The organism is Streptomyces thermovulgaris (assembly GCF_002155915.1).
Taxonomy (GTDB): domain Bacteria; phylum Actinomycetota; class Actinomycetes; order Streptomycetales; family Streptomycetaceae; genus Streptomyces; species Streptomyces thermovulgaris.
The window spans coordinates 1-14920 of sequence record NZ_MUME01000251.1 but is presented as its reverse complement, the minus strand read 5'-3'; the positions used below and the strand labels follow the sequence as shown (position 1 = coordinate 14920).

17 protein-coding genes are annotated in these 14920 nt (G+C 71.4%); 8 read left to right on the top strand and 9 right to left on the bottom strand.

Annotation, left to right across the window (positions count from 1 at the left end):
* Positions 1-386: 386 nt before the first annotated feature.
* On the top strand, positions 387-1133 hold the full coding sequence (locus tag CCN35_RS19555; RefSeq protein ID WP_067397623.1) for a hypothetical protein: 747 nt from the start codon (positions 387-389) through the stop codon (positions 1131-1133).
* 46 nt (positions 1134-1179) lie between these two features.
* On the opposite strand, the gene CCN35_RS19550 is transcribed toward CCN35_RS19555, so the two are convergent.
* Positions 1180-1704 carry a hypothetical protein gene (locus tag CCN35_RS19550; protein WP_067397624.1) on the bottom strand — a complete coding sequence of 175 codons (525 nt, stop codon included), beginning with the start codon at positions 1702-1704 and terminating at the stop codon, positions 1180-1182.
* A gap of 23 nt (positions 1705-1727) precedes the next feature.
* Positions 1728-2843, bottom strand: coding sequence for a magnesium and cobalt transport protein CorA (locus CCN35_RS19545; RefSeq protein WP_067397625.1), 1116 nt, complete (start codon positions 2841-2843; stop codon positions 1728-1730).
* Between the two features lie 495 nt (positions 2844-3338).
* Here CCN35_RS19545 and CCN35_RS19540 point away from each other — a divergent pair, with 495 nt between their 5' ends.
* The 4 genes from CCN35_RS19540 to CCN35_RS19525 all read left to right on the top strand — a co-directional run bounded on the left by CCN35_RS19540 (position 3339) and on the right by CCN35_RS19525 (position 6716).
* The gene (locus CCN35_RS19540; protein WP_067397626.1) at positions 3339-3923 is read left to right on the top strand and encodes a suppressor of fused domain protein; all 585 of its coding nucleotides are present in this window, start codon (positions 3339-3341) and stop codon (positions 3921-3923) included.
* A gap of 436 nt (positions 3924-4359) precedes the next feature.
* Positions 4360-5001: a DUF6758 family protein gene (locus tag CCN35_RS19535; protein ID WP_067397627.1), complete on the top strand. Its 642-nt coding sequence runs from the start codon at positions 4360-4362 to the stop codon at positions 4999-5001.
* A 141-nt stretch (positions 5002-5142) separates the two neighbouring features.
* Positions 5143-6000 carry a PHP domain-containing protein gene (locus tag CCN35_RS19530; protein WP_067397628.1) on the top strand — a complete coding sequence of 286 codons (858 nt, stop codon included), beginning with the start codon at positions 5143-5145 and terminating at the stop codon, positions 5998-6000.
* Positions 6001-6110: 110 nt separating this feature from the next.
* Positions 6111-6716: a MarC family protein gene (locus CCN35_RS19525; protein WP_067397629.1), complete on the top strand. Its 606-nt coding sequence runs from the start codon at positions 6111-6113 to the stop codon at positions 6714-6716.
* A gap of 98 nt (positions 6717-6814) precedes the next feature.
* Here CCN35_RS19525 and CCN35_RS28440 read toward each other — a convergent pair whose 3' ends face one another.
* Positions 6815-6991: a hypothetical protein gene (locus CCN35_RS28440; protein ID WP_158100421.1), complete on the bottom strand. Its 177-nt coding sequence runs from the start codon at positions 6989-6991 to the stop codon at positions 6815-6817.
* Between the two features lie 206 nt (positions 6992-7197).
* Here CCN35_RS28440 and CCN35_RS19515 point away from each other — a divergent pair, with 206 nt between their 5' ends.
* Positions 7198-8094, top strand: a complete 897-nt coding sequence (locus tag CCN35_RS19515) for an NYN domain-containing protein (protein ID WP_067397636.1) — start codon at positions 7198-7200, stop codon at positions 8092-8094.
* On the opposite strand, the gene CCN35_RS19510 is transcribed toward CCN35_RS19515, so the two are convergent.
* Together CCN35_RS19510 and CCN35_RS19505 are read right to left on the bottom strand one after the other, a co-directional pair.
* Positions 8091-8999 (bottom strand): alpha/beta fold hydrolase, encoded by a 909-nt coding sequence (locus CCN35_RS19510; protein WP_079129896.1) that lies wholly within the window; start codon positions 8997-8999, stop codon positions 8091-8093. The genes CCN35_RS19515 and CCN35_RS19510 overlap by 4 nt on opposite strands.
* 149 nt (positions 9000-9148) lie before the next feature.
* Positions 9149-11116: a DEAD/DEAH box helicase gene (locus CCN35_RS19505; protein ID WP_245863288.1), complete on the bottom strand. Its 1968-nt coding sequence runs from the start codon at positions 11114-11116 to the stop codon at positions 9149-9151.
* Positions 11117-11612: 496 nt separating this feature from the next.
* Here CCN35_RS19505 and CCN35_RS19500 point away from each other — a divergent pair, with 496 nt between their 5' ends.
* Entirely contained in the window at positions 11613-12368 is a 756-nt protein-coding gene (locus CCN35_RS19500; RefSeq protein WP_201450898.1) for a ferritin-like fold-containing protein, read from the top strand.
* Between the two features lie 43 nt (positions 12369-12411).
* Here the strand turns inward: CCN35_RS19500 and CCN35_RS19495 are convergent, their stop codons facing one another.
* The 4 genes from CCN35_RS19495 to CCN35_RS19480 form a co-directional block, all read right to left on the bottom strand.
* Entirely contained in the window at positions 12412-12681 is a 270-nt protein-coding gene (locus CCN35_RS19495) for a hypothetical protein (RefSeq protein WP_067391725.1), read from the bottom strand.
* A gap of 340 nt (positions 12682-13021) precedes the next feature.
* The gene (locus CCN35_RS19490; RefSeq protein WP_067391722.1) at positions 13022-13249 is read right to left on the bottom strand and encodes a DUF3107 domain-containing protein; all 228 of its coding nucleotides are present in this window, start codon (positions 13247-13249) and stop codon (positions 13022-13024) included.
* A 122-nt stretch (positions 13250-13371) separates the two neighbouring features.
* Entirely contained in the window at positions 13372-14019 is a 648-nt protein-coding gene (locus tag CCN35_RS19485; RefSeq protein ID WP_067391719.1) for a TetR/AcrR family transcriptional regulator, read from the bottom strand.
* A 242-nt stretch (positions 14020-14261) separates the two neighbouring features.
* Positions 14262-14474 carry a hypothetical protein gene (locus CCN35_RS19480; protein WP_067391716.1) on the bottom strand — a complete coding sequence of 71 codons (213 nt, stop codon included), beginning with the start codon at positions 14472-14474 and terminating at the stop codon, positions 14262-14264.
* Positions 14475-14684: 210 nt separating this feature from the next.
* On the opposite strand from CCN35_RS19480, the gene CCN35_RS19475 reads away from it, so the two are divergent.
* On the top strand, positions 14685-14920 hold a 236-nt coding region (locus tag CCN35_RS19475; RefSeq protein ID WP_425444309.1), incomplete at its 3' end, for an alpha/beta fold hydrolase.

Below are 14920 nucleotides of genomic sequence, written 5' to 3'. Positions count from 1 at the left end.
CCGGCGCCCGACGCGCAGCATGACGACCAGATCCCGTACGCGCCCCACCTGGTCGCCGTTCGGATCGAAGACGGCGGCGCCGGACAGGTGCGACAGAAAGATCCGGGGGGCGCCCGCTGCCATGGCTGCGCCTCCTTTGCATGGCTCTGTTGTGCGTGGCTTTGTGGGCTCGTGGCTCTGTGGTACGTGATGCGTACGTGCTGGGTTTTCTTCTCCCCAATGCCCGCTCAGACGGGCTTCAGGCTAGCTTGCCCCGGTCGGATACGCGCTGGTGAGCGCGCTGGACGGTCTGGTTCCGCCCGTCTGGCGCGGCCCCGGTACGCTGCCGTACGCCGTTTCAGGAACCCCGCGGACATCAGGACCTCCGCAGAAAGGCAGCGCCGTCCGTGACCGTGATTCCCCAGGGCCGTACTCGCCGGACCACGCTGACGGGCGTGCTGTGCGCTGTGGTCGTCGCGGGCACGGGACTGACAGGGTGCTCCCAGGAGGACCCGGACGCCGGCACCAACGGGGTGGGCCGGCTGTCGGCCCAGCAGATCCAGGCCAGGACGCGGTCGGCGGCCGAGTCCGCGGACGCCGTGCACCTGTCCGGGAACGTGGTCAGCGGCGGCCGTACCTACCGGCTCGACATGCGGCTGAAGAGCGACGGCGCCACCGGCTCGGTCACCTCCGGGGGAGTGACCTTCGGGCTGCTGCGGATCGGGGAGCAGCTGTATCTGAAGGCGGGCGCCGAGTTCTGGGGCCAGGTCGACGACAACGGCAGGGCCAGCGGAGCCGCCGAGAAGCTCGACGGCAAGTATGTGAAGGTGCCGCAGGGCGACCCCGCGTACAAGCGGTTCAGCGGTTTCACGGACAAGGACGTCCTCCTCGACGGGCTGCTCACCCTGCACGGCACGCTGTCCAAGGACGGCCACCACAAACAGTCCGGCGTGCGCACGATCCGCATCACCGGCGGCAAGGGCACCGGCGGCACCCTGGACGTCTCCCTGGAGGGCAGGCCCTACCCCCTGCGCCTGGTGCGTGCGGGAGGCGCGGGAACCCTGATCTTCTCGGACTGGGGCAAGGAATTCCCGCTGGAGCAGCCGGAGAAGAGCGAGACGGTCGACTACGGCAAGCAGCTGCCGACGTCCTGACGCCGCTCCCACCGGTCCTGCGCTCCCGTCGCGTCCCACCGGACCGCTACTTTCCCCGCCGCTTCCTCGACAGCAGCCGCGGCAGCCCGTCCGGGACCGGCCGCCGGGTCGTCGCCGGTGTCGGCAGCGGCGCCCGGGCCAGCGAGTCCTCCGGCAGCGGCAGCGTCGTCCCCGTCGGCTCCAGCCGCAGCACCCGGCACTCCCGGGCCCAGCGCTGCGTCATGGCCTCGCCGTCGGGCGCGTTGAGCCGCTTGCCCTTCAGCTCGGCCACCGCCGCCTGCCACGCCTCCGAGTCCGGCGCCAGCTCCACGACCTTCGCGGCCCAGGAGACCAGACGGCCGCCCTTGTCCTTGCTGCGCACCGTCACCTCGACCCTTGCCCCGGAGGTCAGCCCCGGCAGCGGCTGTTCGCCGGGTCCGTCGCCGACCAGGCACACCGCACCCTCGTGCCACACATGCCACAGGGCGCGTGCCGGAGCGCCGGGAGCCCCGACCCAGACGAGGCCGGACTTCTTGGCGGCCTCCTCGACAAGGGCCCGGTCGAGCAGCTCGTTCGTCCTGGCGGGTGTCATGGCAGCAAGGGTAACGAGCCCGCTCACAGCCAGCCGTTGCGCTTGAGCGTGCGGTGGATGCCCAGGCAGATCCCGGCCATGATGATCAGGACCATCGGATAGCCGTACTTCCACTTCAGCTCGGGCATGTGATCGAAGTTCATGCCGTACACCCCGCACACCATCGTCGGCACGGCGATGATCGCGGCCCAGGACGTGATCTTCCGCATGTCCTCGTTCTGCGCCACGGAGGCCTGGGCGAGGTTGGCCTGGAGGATGGAGTTGAGCAGCTCGTCGAAGCCGATGACCTGCTCCTGCACCCGGGCCACGTGGTCGGCCACGTCCCGGAAGTACTTCTGGATGTCCGGGTCGATCAGCCGCATCGGCCGCTCGCTCAGCAGCTGCATGGGCCGCAGCAGCGGCGACACCGCCCGCTTGAACGCCAGGACCTCGCGCTTGAGCTGGTAGATCCGGCCGGCGTCGGTGCCGCGCGCGGTGCTGCTCCGGCCCGGCGAGAACACCTCCGTCTCCACCTCGTCGATGTCCCCCTGCAGGGCGTCCGCGACCGCGATGTAGCCGTCGACGACATGGTCGGCGATGGCGTGCAGCACCGCCGAGGGGCCCTTGGCCAGCAGCTCGGGGTCCTCCTGCAGCCGGTGCCGCAGCGTGCGCAGCGACCCCTTGCCGCCGTGCCGGACGGTGACGATGAAGTCCCGCCCGGTGAAGCACATGACCTCGCCGGTCTCCAGGATCTCGCTGTTGGCGGTGAGCTTGTCGTGGTCGAGGTAGTGGATGGTCTTGAAGACGGTGAAGAGGGTGTCGTCGTAACGTTCCAGCTTGGGCCGCTGGTGGGCGGTGACCGCGTCCTCCACGGCCAGCGGGTGCAGGCCGAACTCCCTGGCGATACCGGCGAATTCGGCCTCGGTCGGCTCGTGCAGACCGATCCAGGCGAAGCCGCCGTCGCGCCGCACCAGGCGCATCGCCTCCTGCGGGGTGAGCGGGTGCGGCGTCCGGACGCGGACGCCGTCGCGGTAGACGGCGCAGTCCACGACGGCGGAGAGCGCCGCAGGGGCCTGCGGGGCGGGATACGCGCACTCGTCCTTGCGCACGGACGCACGGGAGGGACGGACCACGGCACGCAGGTCACGGATCATCGACATGGAAAGGCTCCTTCGCAGCGAGCAACGAAGGGCCGCCGACGACGGCTGGAACTGCCCGGAATGAGGACGTCCTTGTGGAGAGGATGTTTGGCGCGTCCACAAAGCGGGGAGCACCGCACCGTCGCGGTGGCGCGGACTTCGTTGCCGATTCGGAATCGGACAGGCCGTTCGGATCAGGCAGACGAAACGAGCGCTCTTCCGGACAACACGCGCCAGGACACGGAGGCGACCAGGGCACGAGAACGAGAGGCGGCCGCCGGCCGAAGCCGCGACAACTACATCAGTGGCCAGGAAGAGCGGGTGCTACTGCACGGTCGACTTCGGTCCATGACAGCCCCACCTCCTCCGGCCGGTCCCTCGTGAGGGAGTCCTTCGGTGCCGGGACTCGAACGCGATGCTTCTGCATGCGGTCCCGGACGACCGATCAAGCGTATCAGCAGCCCGGTGCGTCAAGCCGCTGCTTCGGCCCATGCCGACGAGTCCTATGCTCGCCGCATGGCTGATGTCCTTCCTCTGGTCGAGGCCCGGCTGCGTTCCGCGCTGGGCGAGCCGGACGCGCGCGCCGCGGTCACCTTCCTCGGCACGGACCGCATCGAGGTGCTGCGCTTCCACGAGGGGGACGTCGTCCGCTACGCCACCCTCGGCATGTCCGCCCACCCCATGACCGACCCCACGGCGATGCTCGCCGACCCGGTCAGGGGACCGCGCGCCGAGCTGGTCCTCTCGGTGCGGGCCGGCCGCGCCGACACCGACAAGGTGCTCCGCCCGCTCGCCGTTCTCGCCGCGTCTCCGCAGGTCGAGGGCGTGGTGGTGCGGCCGGGCGCCTCGCTGGACGTGGGCGAGCCGCTGTGGCCCGGCGCGCCCTTCACCTCGGTGCTGGTGGCCGAACCGGGCGGCCTGGTGGAGGACCTGGAACTCGACGAGCCGATGGACCCCGTGCGGTTCCTGCCGCTGCTGCCGATGACGCCGAACGAGGCCGCCTGGAAGCGGGTGCACGGCGCGCAGGCGCTGCGGGAGCGCTGGCTGACGCACGGGACGGATCTGCGGGACCCCGCCCGCCGGTCCGTCCCCCTGGAGTGACCGATCTCACCAACCGGATTGTCCGGGGCGGCAGTTGACGGACGACACGGCGCCGTTCCCGGGCCGGGAGGGGGCCGGGGTTCCCGGTCGGACGCCGGGGATTCCCAGGGGCTCCGGGAGGGTGCCGGGACGGGCGTGCCGAGTCCTTCGCGGCCCTCCGTGCCCCCCCTGTGCCCCCGTGTCTCGCCTGCCTCTTCGTGTCTCTCCTCGCCTCCATGCCCTGCCGTGTCTCTCCACGCCTTTCCGCGCTCCTTCACCGTCCTTCGCGGTTCTCCACGACTCTTCAGGAGTCTTCACGCTTTGTCGTGGTTCTTCACGCATGGTGGGCCGGGGCGGCTTGTTGAGGAAGCACGCATCCGTTTTTGCCGGGGCGTGTTCCGGCCGGACGGGTGATCGTCCTTGACGTGGCGCGGCCGGGGTAGGACCGTGGGGCTCTATGAGGGGCGAACCCAGTTGCCCGAAGTGCGGTGGCCGGGTCAGGGCTCCCGGGCTCTTCAACGACTCCTGGCAGTGCGATGTCCACGGGCCGGTGTATCCGCAGCACCCCGTGATACCACCCAGCGTCGAGGCCCTCGAGGCCGTGGTGCGCCGCACGCAGGTACCGGTGTGGATGCCGTGGCCCTTGCCGGTCGGCTGGCTGTTCACGGGCGTGACCCATGCCGGGGACGACCGCAGCGGCGGCCGTGCCACGGCCGTGGCCTGCTCCGGGCCCGGCCCGCTCGGCGGCATGGGAGAACTCATCCTGGTGGCCGAGGAGCTCGGCGTCGGCCTCGGTGCGCGCTATGCCGGCATCGACGGTCCGGACCCCGGTGCGCATCTGAATGTCGAGAAGCCGCCGGACGCCAAGGTCCTGGCCGGTGGCCACGCCGCCCCGCTGTGGCACGTCTCCGGCGCCCCGGACGACCGCGCCGTCTTCGCGGGCGAGGCGTGCGGGCTGTGGCTGTGGGCGGTGGTGTGGCCCGAGCAGTCGGGCCTGCTGATGTACGACGAACTGGTGCTGGCCGATCTGCGGGAGGCGGGCGCCGAGCTGGAACTGGTGCCGTGCGGGGCGCTGTCGCCGCGGCTGCTGCAGCCGTAGGGCGCCCGGCGGCGAGGGCACCGGACGCGGAGTGCGGGGGCGTAGGGGGCGCAGGGGCGGTGCGGGTGTGACAGGACACCGCGGAGTTCCCGTTATCCTGAGGTGTCCCCTTCCGTCCCGTCCCCGCCTGGAGTACGCGTCGTGCGCATCGATCTGCACACCCACTCCACCGCGTCCGACGGTACGGACACCCCGGCCGAGCTGGTGCGCCATGCCGCCGCGGCCGGTCTGGACGTCGTCGCGCTGACCGACCACGACACCACTCGTGGGCATGCCGAGGCGGTCGCCGCGCTGCCCGAGGGGCTGACCCTCGTCACCGGCGCCGAGCTCTCCTGCCGTGCCGACGGCGTCAGCATGCACATGCTGGCCTACCTCTTCGACCCCGAGGAGCCCGCGCTGCTCGCCGAGCGGGAACTGGTCCGCGACGACCGGGTGCCGCGGGCCAAGGCGATGATCGCCAAGCTGAACGCGCTGGGCGTGCCGGTCACCTGGGAGCAGGTCGCGCGGATCGCGGGCAACGGCTCGGTCGGACGGCCGCACATCGCCTCGGCGCTGGTCGAACTCGGCGTCGTCCCCACCGTGAGCGACGCCTTCACCCAGGAGTGGCTGGCCGACGGCGGCCGGGCCTGGGTCGAGAAGCACGAGACGGACCCCTTCGAGGCGATCCGGCTGGTCAAGGGCGCCGGCGGGGTCTGCGTCCTCGCCCATCCGGCCGCCGCCAAACGGGGCCGTACGGTGTCGGAGGCCCTGATCGCCGAGCTGGCCGCCGCGGGGCTCGACGGCCTCGAGGTCGACCACATGGACCACGACCCCGGCACCCGCGCCCGGCTGCGCGGCCTGGCCCGGGAGCTGGGGCTGCTCGTGACCGGCTCCAGCGACTACCACGGCAGCCGGAAGACCGTCTCGCTCGGCGCGTACACGACGGACCCCGAGGTGTACGGGGAGATCACACGACGGGCGACCGGGGCGTTCCCGGTGCCGGGCACCGGCGGCGCCTGAGACCGCGCCGCCCCCGGCTTCCGGTTCCCGCAGTCCCGCAGTCCGTTTTTTCGCGTTCCTCGCGGTGCTCCGCGAGTCTTTCGCACGTCTTCAGCAAGGCCTGTTCACCGATGTTCGACGCTGCCCTCTTCGGCTCTCTCTTCCTCACCCTTTTTGTCATCATGGATCCCCCCGGGATCACTCCGATCTTCCTCGCGCTGACCGCCGGCCGGCCCGGCAAGGTGCAGAAGCGGATGGCCTTCCAGGCCGTGTGCGTGGCGGGCGGGGTCATCACCGTGTTCGGTCTGCTCGGCCACGAGATCCTGGACTATCTGCATGTGTCCGTCCCGGCGCTGATGATCGCGGGCGGGCTGCTTCTGCTGCTGATCGCCCTCGACCTGCTCACCGGCAAGTCGGACGAGCCCCAGCAGACCAAGGACGTCAATGTCGCGCTGGTCCCGCTGGGCATGCCGCTGCTGGCCGGACCCGGTGCGATCGTGTCGGTCATCCTCGCCGTGGAGAAGGCCGACACCGTGGCCGCCCAGGTCTCGGTGTGGTCGGCCATCCTCGCCATTCATGTGGTGCTGTGGCTGGTCATGCGCCACTCGCTGCTGATCATCAAGATCATCAAGGACGGCGGGGTGGTGCTGGTGACACGGCTGGCGGGCATGATGCTCTCCGCGATCGCCGTGCAGCAGATCATCAACGGCGTCACCCAGGTGATCCAGGGCACCTGAGACTCCGCGCACGCACGGCCCGGTGCGCACGGCTCCCGTCGCACGGCCTCGTCGCACGGTCCATTCGCGCGGTCCCCGTGCCTGCGGCGGGCCCGTCGTCACGGAACCGGTTCCTCGGACGGGCGGATCCACAGTCGCTGGCCGGTCGCGGCGGCCTGCTGAACGATCCTGTCGACGGAGGCGGCGTCCACGACGACGCTGTCCACGGTGGTGCCGTCGACCTCGTCGAGTCGCATGATCTCGAAGCGCACGGGCTTCTCCCTTCGTCCGGTCATCCTCCCGAGGAGAATTGCTGGAGGAGCACGGGCCGGGTGCTCCTTGGTCCGACGAGTACAACGAACGACGCTCCGCACATATTCCTTATGCTAAAGAAAATTTTAGGTTAACTAATCACCGGCTGATCCTTGATGCGTACAGGAGCGTCGATCGACCGAACGGGACCGGTTGTGTTCGTAGCGTGACCGCCGGAACAATGGAAATGATGAACGACGACCTCGAGGCGCTGTCCGCCCGCATCGACCGCACGAACGAGCTGCTGGAGCGTGTGCTCACCGAGGTGGCGAGGAGGCCCTCGACGCACGCGATCTTCGTCGATGCCGGGTATCTCTATGCTGCGGCGGGACGGCTGGTGGCCGGGACGGAGGACCGCCGGGCCTTCGAGCTGGACGCCGAGGGACTGATCGAGGCACTCATCGACCGGGCCCGTACCGTCTTCGCCGACAGCCGGCTGCTGCGCGTCTACTGGTACGACGGCGCCAGGCGCCGCATCCACACCGCCGAGCAGCAGTCGATCGCCGAACTCCCGGACGTCAAGGTCCGCCTGGGCAACCTCAACGCCAACAACCAGCAGAAGGGCGTGGATTCCCTCATCCGCTCGGACCTGGAGTCACTGGCCCGGCACCGCGCCATCAGCGACGCGGCGCTGCTCGGCGGCGACGAGGACCTGGTGTCGGCGGTGGAGGCGGCCCAGGGCTACGGCGCCCGGGTCCATCTGTGGGGCATCGAGGCCCCCGAGGGACGCAACCAGGCCGAACCGCTGCTCTGGGAGGTCGACAGCCAGCGCACGCTCGACCTCGACTTCTTCAAGCCGTACGTCTCCCGGCGCACCACGCCCGCGTACGACGCCACCGCGACGATGCGCCCGACCCGCGAGAACGTGCGCTTCGTGGGCGCCCAGATCGCCGCGAGGTGGCTCGCGGAGCGCGGCCGCGGCACCGTGGGGGAGCTGCTGCCGGGGCACCCCTATCTGCCGGGCTCGGTGGACCAGGACCTGCTGGTCGAGGCCGAGTGCCTCCTCCAGTACTCCCTGCGCGGCCAGGCGGATCTGCGGCGTGCGCTGCGGGACGGCTTCTGGGAGCACCTGCAGGCGCAGTTCTAGGGGGCGCCCTGCTCCGCGAGGGCGAAGTCCCAGAAGTCGGCGAGGGCGGTGGCCGTGGCGAGCGGCCGGTCGCAGTTGGGGGAGTGCTCGGCCCCCTCGACGACCGTGCGCCGGGCGCCGAGCCGTACGGCCATCTCGTCCAGGAGCGTCACCGGCCAGGTGTCGTCCACCGCACCCGACAGCACATGGAACGGCAGCGGCACGGCGGCGAGTTCGGCGACACGGTCCGGCTCGGTGCACAACTGGCGGCCGGTGGCGAGGAGCTGGGCGGGCTTGGTGGCCAGCCAGCGGCGGCGCAGGTCGTCGCGGTCGTCGGGGCCCGCGCCGGGTCCGGCGCCGGTGTCGGTCTCCTCGGGCGTCTCCAGCGCGGTCGTCTCCACGGCCTGCATGGCCTCCCACACCTCGGCCATCGTCATCACACCGAGCGCGTCCCGCAGCAGCTTCACGCGCTGCTGCTGCGAGGGGGAGATCTGCGCCGGGCCGGAGGACATCAGGGTGAGCGAGAGAAAGGGGGAGTGGTCGAGCAGCACGGCCGCACGGGCGATCTGGCCGCCGAGGGAGTGCCCGAGCAGATGCACGGGGGTGCCGAGCGCCTCCGCCTGTGCGAGGACGTCCAGGGCGAGTTCCCTCTGGGCGTACGCGGACTCGTCGTCCGCGGGTCCGTCCGTCTCGAACTGCCCGCGCCCGTCCACGGCCACCGTCCGGTACCCGCGCGCCGCGAGCGGCTCGTGCAGCGGGTTGAAGTCCTCCTTGCTCCCGGTGAACCCCGGCAGCAGCAGGGCGGTGCCCCGCGGCTCGACGCCCTCGGCGGCGGGAGCGTCGACCACGGCGAACTCACCGCGCGCGGTACGCAGTCGGTACGCGCGCGCTCCGGGCGGCGGGACGAACGTCGGGGGCCTGCTCATGCGCCGAGGTTACCGAGGAGAAGACCCGCCCGGGGCACCGAGCCGGCAGTCGGGGGAACCGGCCGGGCGTACGGGGACGGCCCGGCCCCACCGGGGTGGGACTGGACCGTCCGGTCGGCCCGGTTCGCCGGGCGTGCGGTGCCGGACCGTCAGGCCTCCGCGGACTTTGTCACGGTGGCGGTCCTCGTCGCGGCGGCCTTGCGGGTGCGGCGGCGGGGCTCACCGGCCTGCGGCTCGCCGTCGGCCTGCGCGGGAATCCCGGCGCCGCCGCTCTCGGTGCCGGCAGCCGCCTTGCGGGTGCGGCGACGGGGCCTGGCCCCGGCCTCCTCGGCAGCCTCGGCGGCGGCAGCCGTCTTGCGGGTGCGGCGACGGGGCTTCGGCTCCGGCTCGGTCGCCGTGGCGTCGGCCGCGGCCCCGGCCGTGTCCGGCGCCGCCGTCGCGGTCGCCTCGGCCGGCTCCGGCGTCTTCGCGGCAGCCGTGGACCGTGCGGTCCCGGCCGTCCTGCGCACGCGGCGACGGCGCGGCTTCGCGGCAGGCTCCGCGGTCCCGGCAGCCGGACCCTCGGCCGTGGTCACCGCGGCTTCCGCGGACTCCACGGGCTCCGCGGACTCCACGGGCTCCGCGGACTCCACGGGCTCCGCGGACTCCACGGGCTCCGCGGACTCCGGGGCCGTCGCCGGCTGCGTCGGCACCCCACCCCGTGTACGGCGCCTGCGGCGCGGCGTCCGGGGGGCGGTGGTCCCTTCCTCCGCGGCCGCCGGCCCGGCCGCCGCGGTGCCGGCGTCCTTGGCGTCCGGCGCCGAGTCCACCGGCACACCGCCGCGCAGCCGGCGCCTGCGACGCGGCCTGCGCGCCGGGCGCTCACGGTCGGCGCCGTGCGCCGCGCCCCGGCCGCCCCGGCCCCGTCCGCGACCGCCCCGGCCACCGGTCTCGCCCAGGTCCTCCAGCTCCTCCGCGTCCAGCCCGGCACGGGTGCGCTCCGAACGCGGCAGGACGCCCTTGGTCCCCTCGGGAATGCCCAGGTCCGAGAACAGGTGCGGGGAGGTGGAGTACGTCTCCACCGGCTCGTGGAAGTCCAGCCCCAGCGCCTTGTTGATCAGCTGCCAGCGCGGGACGTCGTCCCAGTCGACGAACGTGATCGCCGTGCCCGACGCACCCGCACGCCCCGTACGGCCGATGCGGTGCAGATACGTCTTCTCGTCCTCGGGCGACTGGTAGTTGATGACGTGCGTGACGCCCTCGACATCGATGCCGCGCGCGGCCACGTCGGTGCAGACCAGGACGTCGACCTTGCCGTTGCGGAAGGCGCGCAGCGCCTGCTCGCGGGCGCCCTGGCCGAGGTCGCCGTGGACCGCGCCGGCGGCGAAGCCGCGGCGCTGCAGCTGCTCGGCGATGTCGGCCGCCGTGCGCTTGGTCCGGCAGAAGATCATCGCCAGCCCGCGGCCCTCGGCCTGCAGTATGCGGGCCACCATCTCCGGCTTGTCGAGCGAGTGCGCGCGGTAGACGAACTGCCGGATGTTCGCGACCGTCGCTCCCTCGTCGTCCGGCGCGGTGGCCCGGATGTGCGTGGGGTGCGACATGTAGCGGCGGGCCAGCCCGATCACCGCGCCCGGCATGGTGGCCGAGAACAGCATGGTCTGCCGCTTGGCCGGCAGCATGTCGATGATCTTCTCGACATCGGGCAGGAAGCCCAGGTCGAGCATCTCGTCGGCCTCGTCGAGCACCAGGCACTTCACATGCTTCAGGACCAGCTTCCCCTGCCCGGCCAGGTCCAGCAGCCGGCCCGGGGTGCCGACGACCACGTCGACGCCCTTCTTCAGGGCCTCCACCTGCGGCTCGTAGGCCCGCCCGCCGTAGATCGAGACGACCCGCACATTGCGCACCTTGCCGGCGGTCAGCAGGTCGTTGGCGACCTGGATGCACAGCTCGCGCGTGGGGACGACGACGAGCGCCTGCGGAGCATCGGTGAGGGCCTCGGGGGCGGCACGCCCGGCCTCGACGTCGGCGGGGACGGTCACGCGCTCGAGGAGCGGGATGCCGAAGCCGAGCGTCTTGCCGGTGCCGGTCTTGGCCTGGCCGATGACGTCCGTGCCCGTCAGGGCCACGGGCAGCGTCATCTCCTGAATGGGGAAGGGTGTGGTGATGCCGACGGCTTCCAGGGCCTCGGCGGTTTCGGGAAGGATCCCGAGTTCTCGGAACGTCGTAGTCAGGGTGCTGCCTCTTCCGTGTGTGCGGCGCGAGGCGAGCGCGGGGGTCGTGTCACCTGACCGTGCCGGGGACGTCGGCCACCCTCACGGGGCGGACGGTGTGGCACGGGACCACAGCCGACGCTCCAGCGCTCGTACCGCTTGGAGGTTCCCTCCGACCGTCGTACGCACAAAGCCGTACGGTCAGGGAGGGCTGTCGGGTCGGAGCCGATCGGGCCACCGACCGGGCATCCTCGTACATGCGGCCTGTCGACGTACACCATTCTCACGTCGGCGTACTCAGCAGGCGCAATACCACCATACCCCGGAAACGCGCACATGCGATGGCTGATTCGGTCACGTAGTCGTCGTCACACTGGTCGGCCGGGTCCTGCTCCCGCACGGAGAGCGGGCTATTGTGCGCTTCATGACGAGCTCTGACAAGTCTGACAACACCTCCGACACCTCCGACGCAGCGGCCGGGCGCACCGGGATCGCCGCCCAGGACTGGGCGACGGCCGCCGCCGACCCGCAGTACCGCGCCGCGGTCGTGGACCTGCTCGGCGCGCTCGCGTACGGGGAGCTCGCGGCGTTCGAGCGGCTCGCGGAGGACGCCAAGCTGGCACCCACCCTCGCGGACAAGGCCGAGCTGGCGAAGATGGCGTCGGCCGAATTCCACCACTTCGAGCGGCTGCGCGACCGGCTCACGGAGATCGGCGAGGACCCGACCGCCGCGATGGAGCCGTTCGTCGCCGCCCTGGAGGGCTTCCACAAGCAGACGGCGCCCTCGGACTGGCTGGAAGGGCTCGTCAAGGCCTACGTCGGCGACTCGATCGCCAGCGACTTCTACCGGGAGGTGGCCGTCCGTCTGGACTCCGACACGCGGGAGCTCGTCCTCGCCGTCCTCGCCGACACCGGGCACGCCGAGTTCGCGGTGGAGAAGGTGCGTGCGGCGATCGAGAGGGACCCGCGTGTGGGAGGCCGGCTCGCGCTGTGGGCGCGGCGTCTGATGGGCGAGGCCCTGTCGCAGTCCCAGCGGGTCGTGGCCGAGCGGGACGCGCTGTCCACGATGCTCGTCGGCGGTGTCGCGGACGGCTTCGACCTCGCCGAGGTCGGCAAGATGTTCTCCCGGATCACCGAGGCGCACACCAAGCGGATGGCCGCTCTGGGCCTGGCGGCCTAGACCCCGGCCCCTTGGGGGAGCGCACCGCCGCCCCGGCGCCGGATCAGGCCGGGGCCGAGCGCCGGCCCAGTCCTGCCGCGGGACGCACCAGCAGCGACAGCGCGGCGGTGGAGACGACCGCCGCGCCGAGCAGGGCCGGCAGCGGTCCGCCGGAGCCGAGCGCGCTGTGGGTGACGAAGGCACCGAAGAGGGCGCCGGCGACACCGGTCGACTGCACCAGCAGGCGGGAGGGCAGACGGTGGGCGAGACGGTGGAACGCGGTCCAGCCGAGCAGCAGGCCGATCAGCGCGGAGCCGAGCGTTTCCCAGAGCATGCGACGGTTCCCTCCCACATGGTCGGCCGGTGCTGACGGTCGTAATGGTCGGCCGGTGCTGACGGTCGTAGCCCGTCATACCCCTGACCTGCGGAGGGCAACCCTCTTCGGGCGGGGAATGTGCGCCACCTGTGGAGACCTGTGGAGAAAACCCGCGCGGAAAAGCAGAAAAGACGGCAGGGGCGCGGGCGGTCCCGCACCGCCGCGCCCCTGCCGTCGTTGTTCCTCTGTTCGTTTGTTCGTTTCCGCCGTTCTCGCCGTCCTCGTCCGCAGACGCCCGCAGGTGTCCCGGAAGGCCGCCGACGGCTGCCGCTGCGCCGGCCGTCGCCGCGGCGCACGCTCACAGCGCGCCGAAGCCCACCCTGCGCGGGGCCGGCTCACCGACCTCGACGTACGCGAGACGGTCGGCCGGAACCAGCACCTTGCGGCCGTGCTCGTCCACGAGGGTCAGCAGCTGCGACTTCCCGGACAGCGCCTCGGCCACCGTCCGCTCGATCTCCTCGGAGCTCTGGTTGCTCTCCAGAACGATCTCGCGGGGCGCGTGCTGCACGCCGATCTTGACCTCCACGGCTATGTCCCTCCGAACGATCGGTGAAGTGCGCGACCTTCCGCGCCACACCTGCACACATTAGCCCGGTGAGGGGATGAACACGGCGCGCCGGGGCTCGCCGTGAGCGAACAGCTCACGGCTCAGCGGTCCCGCTGCTCGCTCCCGTGCAGCGGGAAGCCGGCGATGCCGCGCCAGGCCAGGGAGGTCAGCAGCTGGACCGCCTGCTCGCGCGGGACCTTGCGGTCGCTGTGCAGCCAGGAGCGGGCCACCACCTGCGCCAGGCCGCCGAGACCGGAGGCGAGCAGCATGGACTCCGCGCGCGAGAGACCGGTGTCCTCCTCGATCACGTCGCAGATCGCCTCGGCGCACTCGTTGGTGACCTTGTCGACGCGCTCGCGCACCGCCGGCTCGTTCGTCAGGTCCGACTCGAAGACCAGCCGGAAGGCACCGCCGTCGTCCTCGACGTACGCGAAGTAGGCGTCCATCGTGGCGCGCACACGCTGCTTGTTGTCGGTCGTCGACGCCAGCGCGTTCCGCACGGCCTGGATGAGCGCCTCGCAGTGCTGGTCCAGCAGGGCGAGGTAGAGATCGAGCTTGCCCGGGAAGTGCTGGTAGAGCACCGGCTTGCTGACGCCGGCGCGCTCGGCGATGTCGTCCATGGCGGCGGCGTGGTAGCCCTGCGCCACGAAGACCTCCTGGGCGGCGCCCAGCAGCTGGTTCCGCCGGGCGCGGCGCGGCAGGCGCGTACCTCGCGGGCGTGCCGCCTCTGTCTGCTCGATGGCTGTCACGCCGCCTCCCAAAGTCGTCCATATGCGGTGTACGCCGCGCCGCCATCGTACTTTTCGGTAACCGTGCCGTGCGCGGTGCGAGCGCAGAATTTCACGGACTGGACGGTGGTGAAAGCGGCGCAGAGGTTTTTGAACACAATCATTCCGGGCATGGCGCTGCTTCGTTCCTGGCCGGCGACGACTTCTTCCGCTGGGGGTTCCGCTGGAGGCGCCGAACGTCTATTCGCATGTCGCCGCGCGCCTCACCGGTAGTCGTCCTCGTCCAGGGAGACGATCCGCGCCTGTTCGATGAGATCCGCCTCGCTGGCCTGGGTCGGGTCGCCGAGAGGGAGCTCGTCCTCCTCCGGTGCGATGTCCGCCTGCTGCTCGACGGCGTCGTGCTTGGGGGTCTCGACGTCGATCTCCGGGATGTCGTCGTCCTCGACCGTCTCGGGATCGATGGGCTCGAATGCCATGCTGGGCTCCCTTCGTGCGACATGTCCCTGCGGGTGTCCCTGACGGAAGCAGGGGCCGAATGCGGGTGCCCTGTGTACGAGCGTAGGGGACACCGTGTACGAGCGTAGGAGACACCCGAAATGGACGCTATGCGATCCGCGGTCCGGGGGACGCACGATCTGTGACAGTGGACACAGAGTCGCCGTGTGATCGTCTCGTAACATTGCCGCATGTCTTCGACCGAGCTGCCCTCCGCGCCGCCCGCCAATGTTCTTCCCAGGGTGACACCTGTCGGGGCCGAAGAGGGAGAGCACCTCCGCTCGGTCGAGCTCCCCGGGCTCACCTTGACCGTGCGCTCGCGCCCGCCCGCGCGGGAGGGACTGCCGCCCGCCCTGTTCGTGCACGGCCTCGGCGGCTCCTCGCAGAACTGGTCGGCGCTGATGGCGCTGCTCGACGACGTCGTCGA

Coding starts and splice junctions, on each gene's coding strand:
- CCN35_RS19550 (WP_067397624.1), bottom strand. CDS start 1,704: ATGACACCCGCCAGGACGAACGAGCTGCTCGACCGGGCCCTTGTCGAG.
- CCN35_RS19545 (WP_067397625.1), bottom strand. CDS start 2,843: ATGTCGATGATCCGTGACCTGCGTGCCGTGGTCCGTCCCTCCCGTGCG.
- CCN35_RS19540 (WP_067397626.1), top strand. CDS start 3,339: ATGGCTGATGTCCTTCCTCTGGTCGAGGCCCGGCTGCGTTCCGCGCTG.
- CCN35_RS19535 (WP_067397627.1), top strand. CDS start 4,360: ATGAGGGGCGAACCCAGTTGCCCGAAGTGCGGTGGCCGGGTCAGGGCT.
- CCN35_RS19525 (WP_067397629.1), top strand. CDS start 6,111: ATGTTCGACGCTGCCCTCTTCGGCTCTCTCTTCCTCACCCTTTTTGTC.
- CCN35_RS28440 (WP_158100421.1), bottom strand. CDS start 6,991: ATGACCGGACGAAGGGAGAAGCCCGTGCGCTTCGAGATCATGCGACTC.
- CCN35_RS19515 (WP_067397636.1), top strand. CDS start 7,198: ATGAACGACGACCTCGAGGCGCTGTCCGCCCGCATCGACCGCACGAAC.
- CCN35_RS19510 (WP_079129896.1), bottom strand. CDS start 8,999: ATGAGCAGGCCCCCGACGTTCGTCCCGCCGCCCGGAGCGCGCGCGTAC.
- CCN35_RS19505 (WP_245863288.1), bottom strand. CDS start 11,116: ATGACGCTGCCCGTGGCCCTGACGGGCACGGACGTCATCGGCCAGGCC.
- CCN35_RS19500 (WP_201450898.1), top strand. CDS start 11,613: ATGACGAGCTCTGACAAGTCTGACAACACCTCCGACACCTCCGACGCA.
- CCN35_RS19495 (WP_067391725.1), bottom strand. CDS start 12,681: ATGCTCTGGGAAACGCTCGGCTCCGCGCTGATCGGCCTGCTGCTCGGC.
- CCN35_RS19480 (WP_067391716.1), bottom strand. CDS start 14,474: ATGGCATTCGAGCCCATCGATCCCGAGACGGTCGAGGACGACGACATC.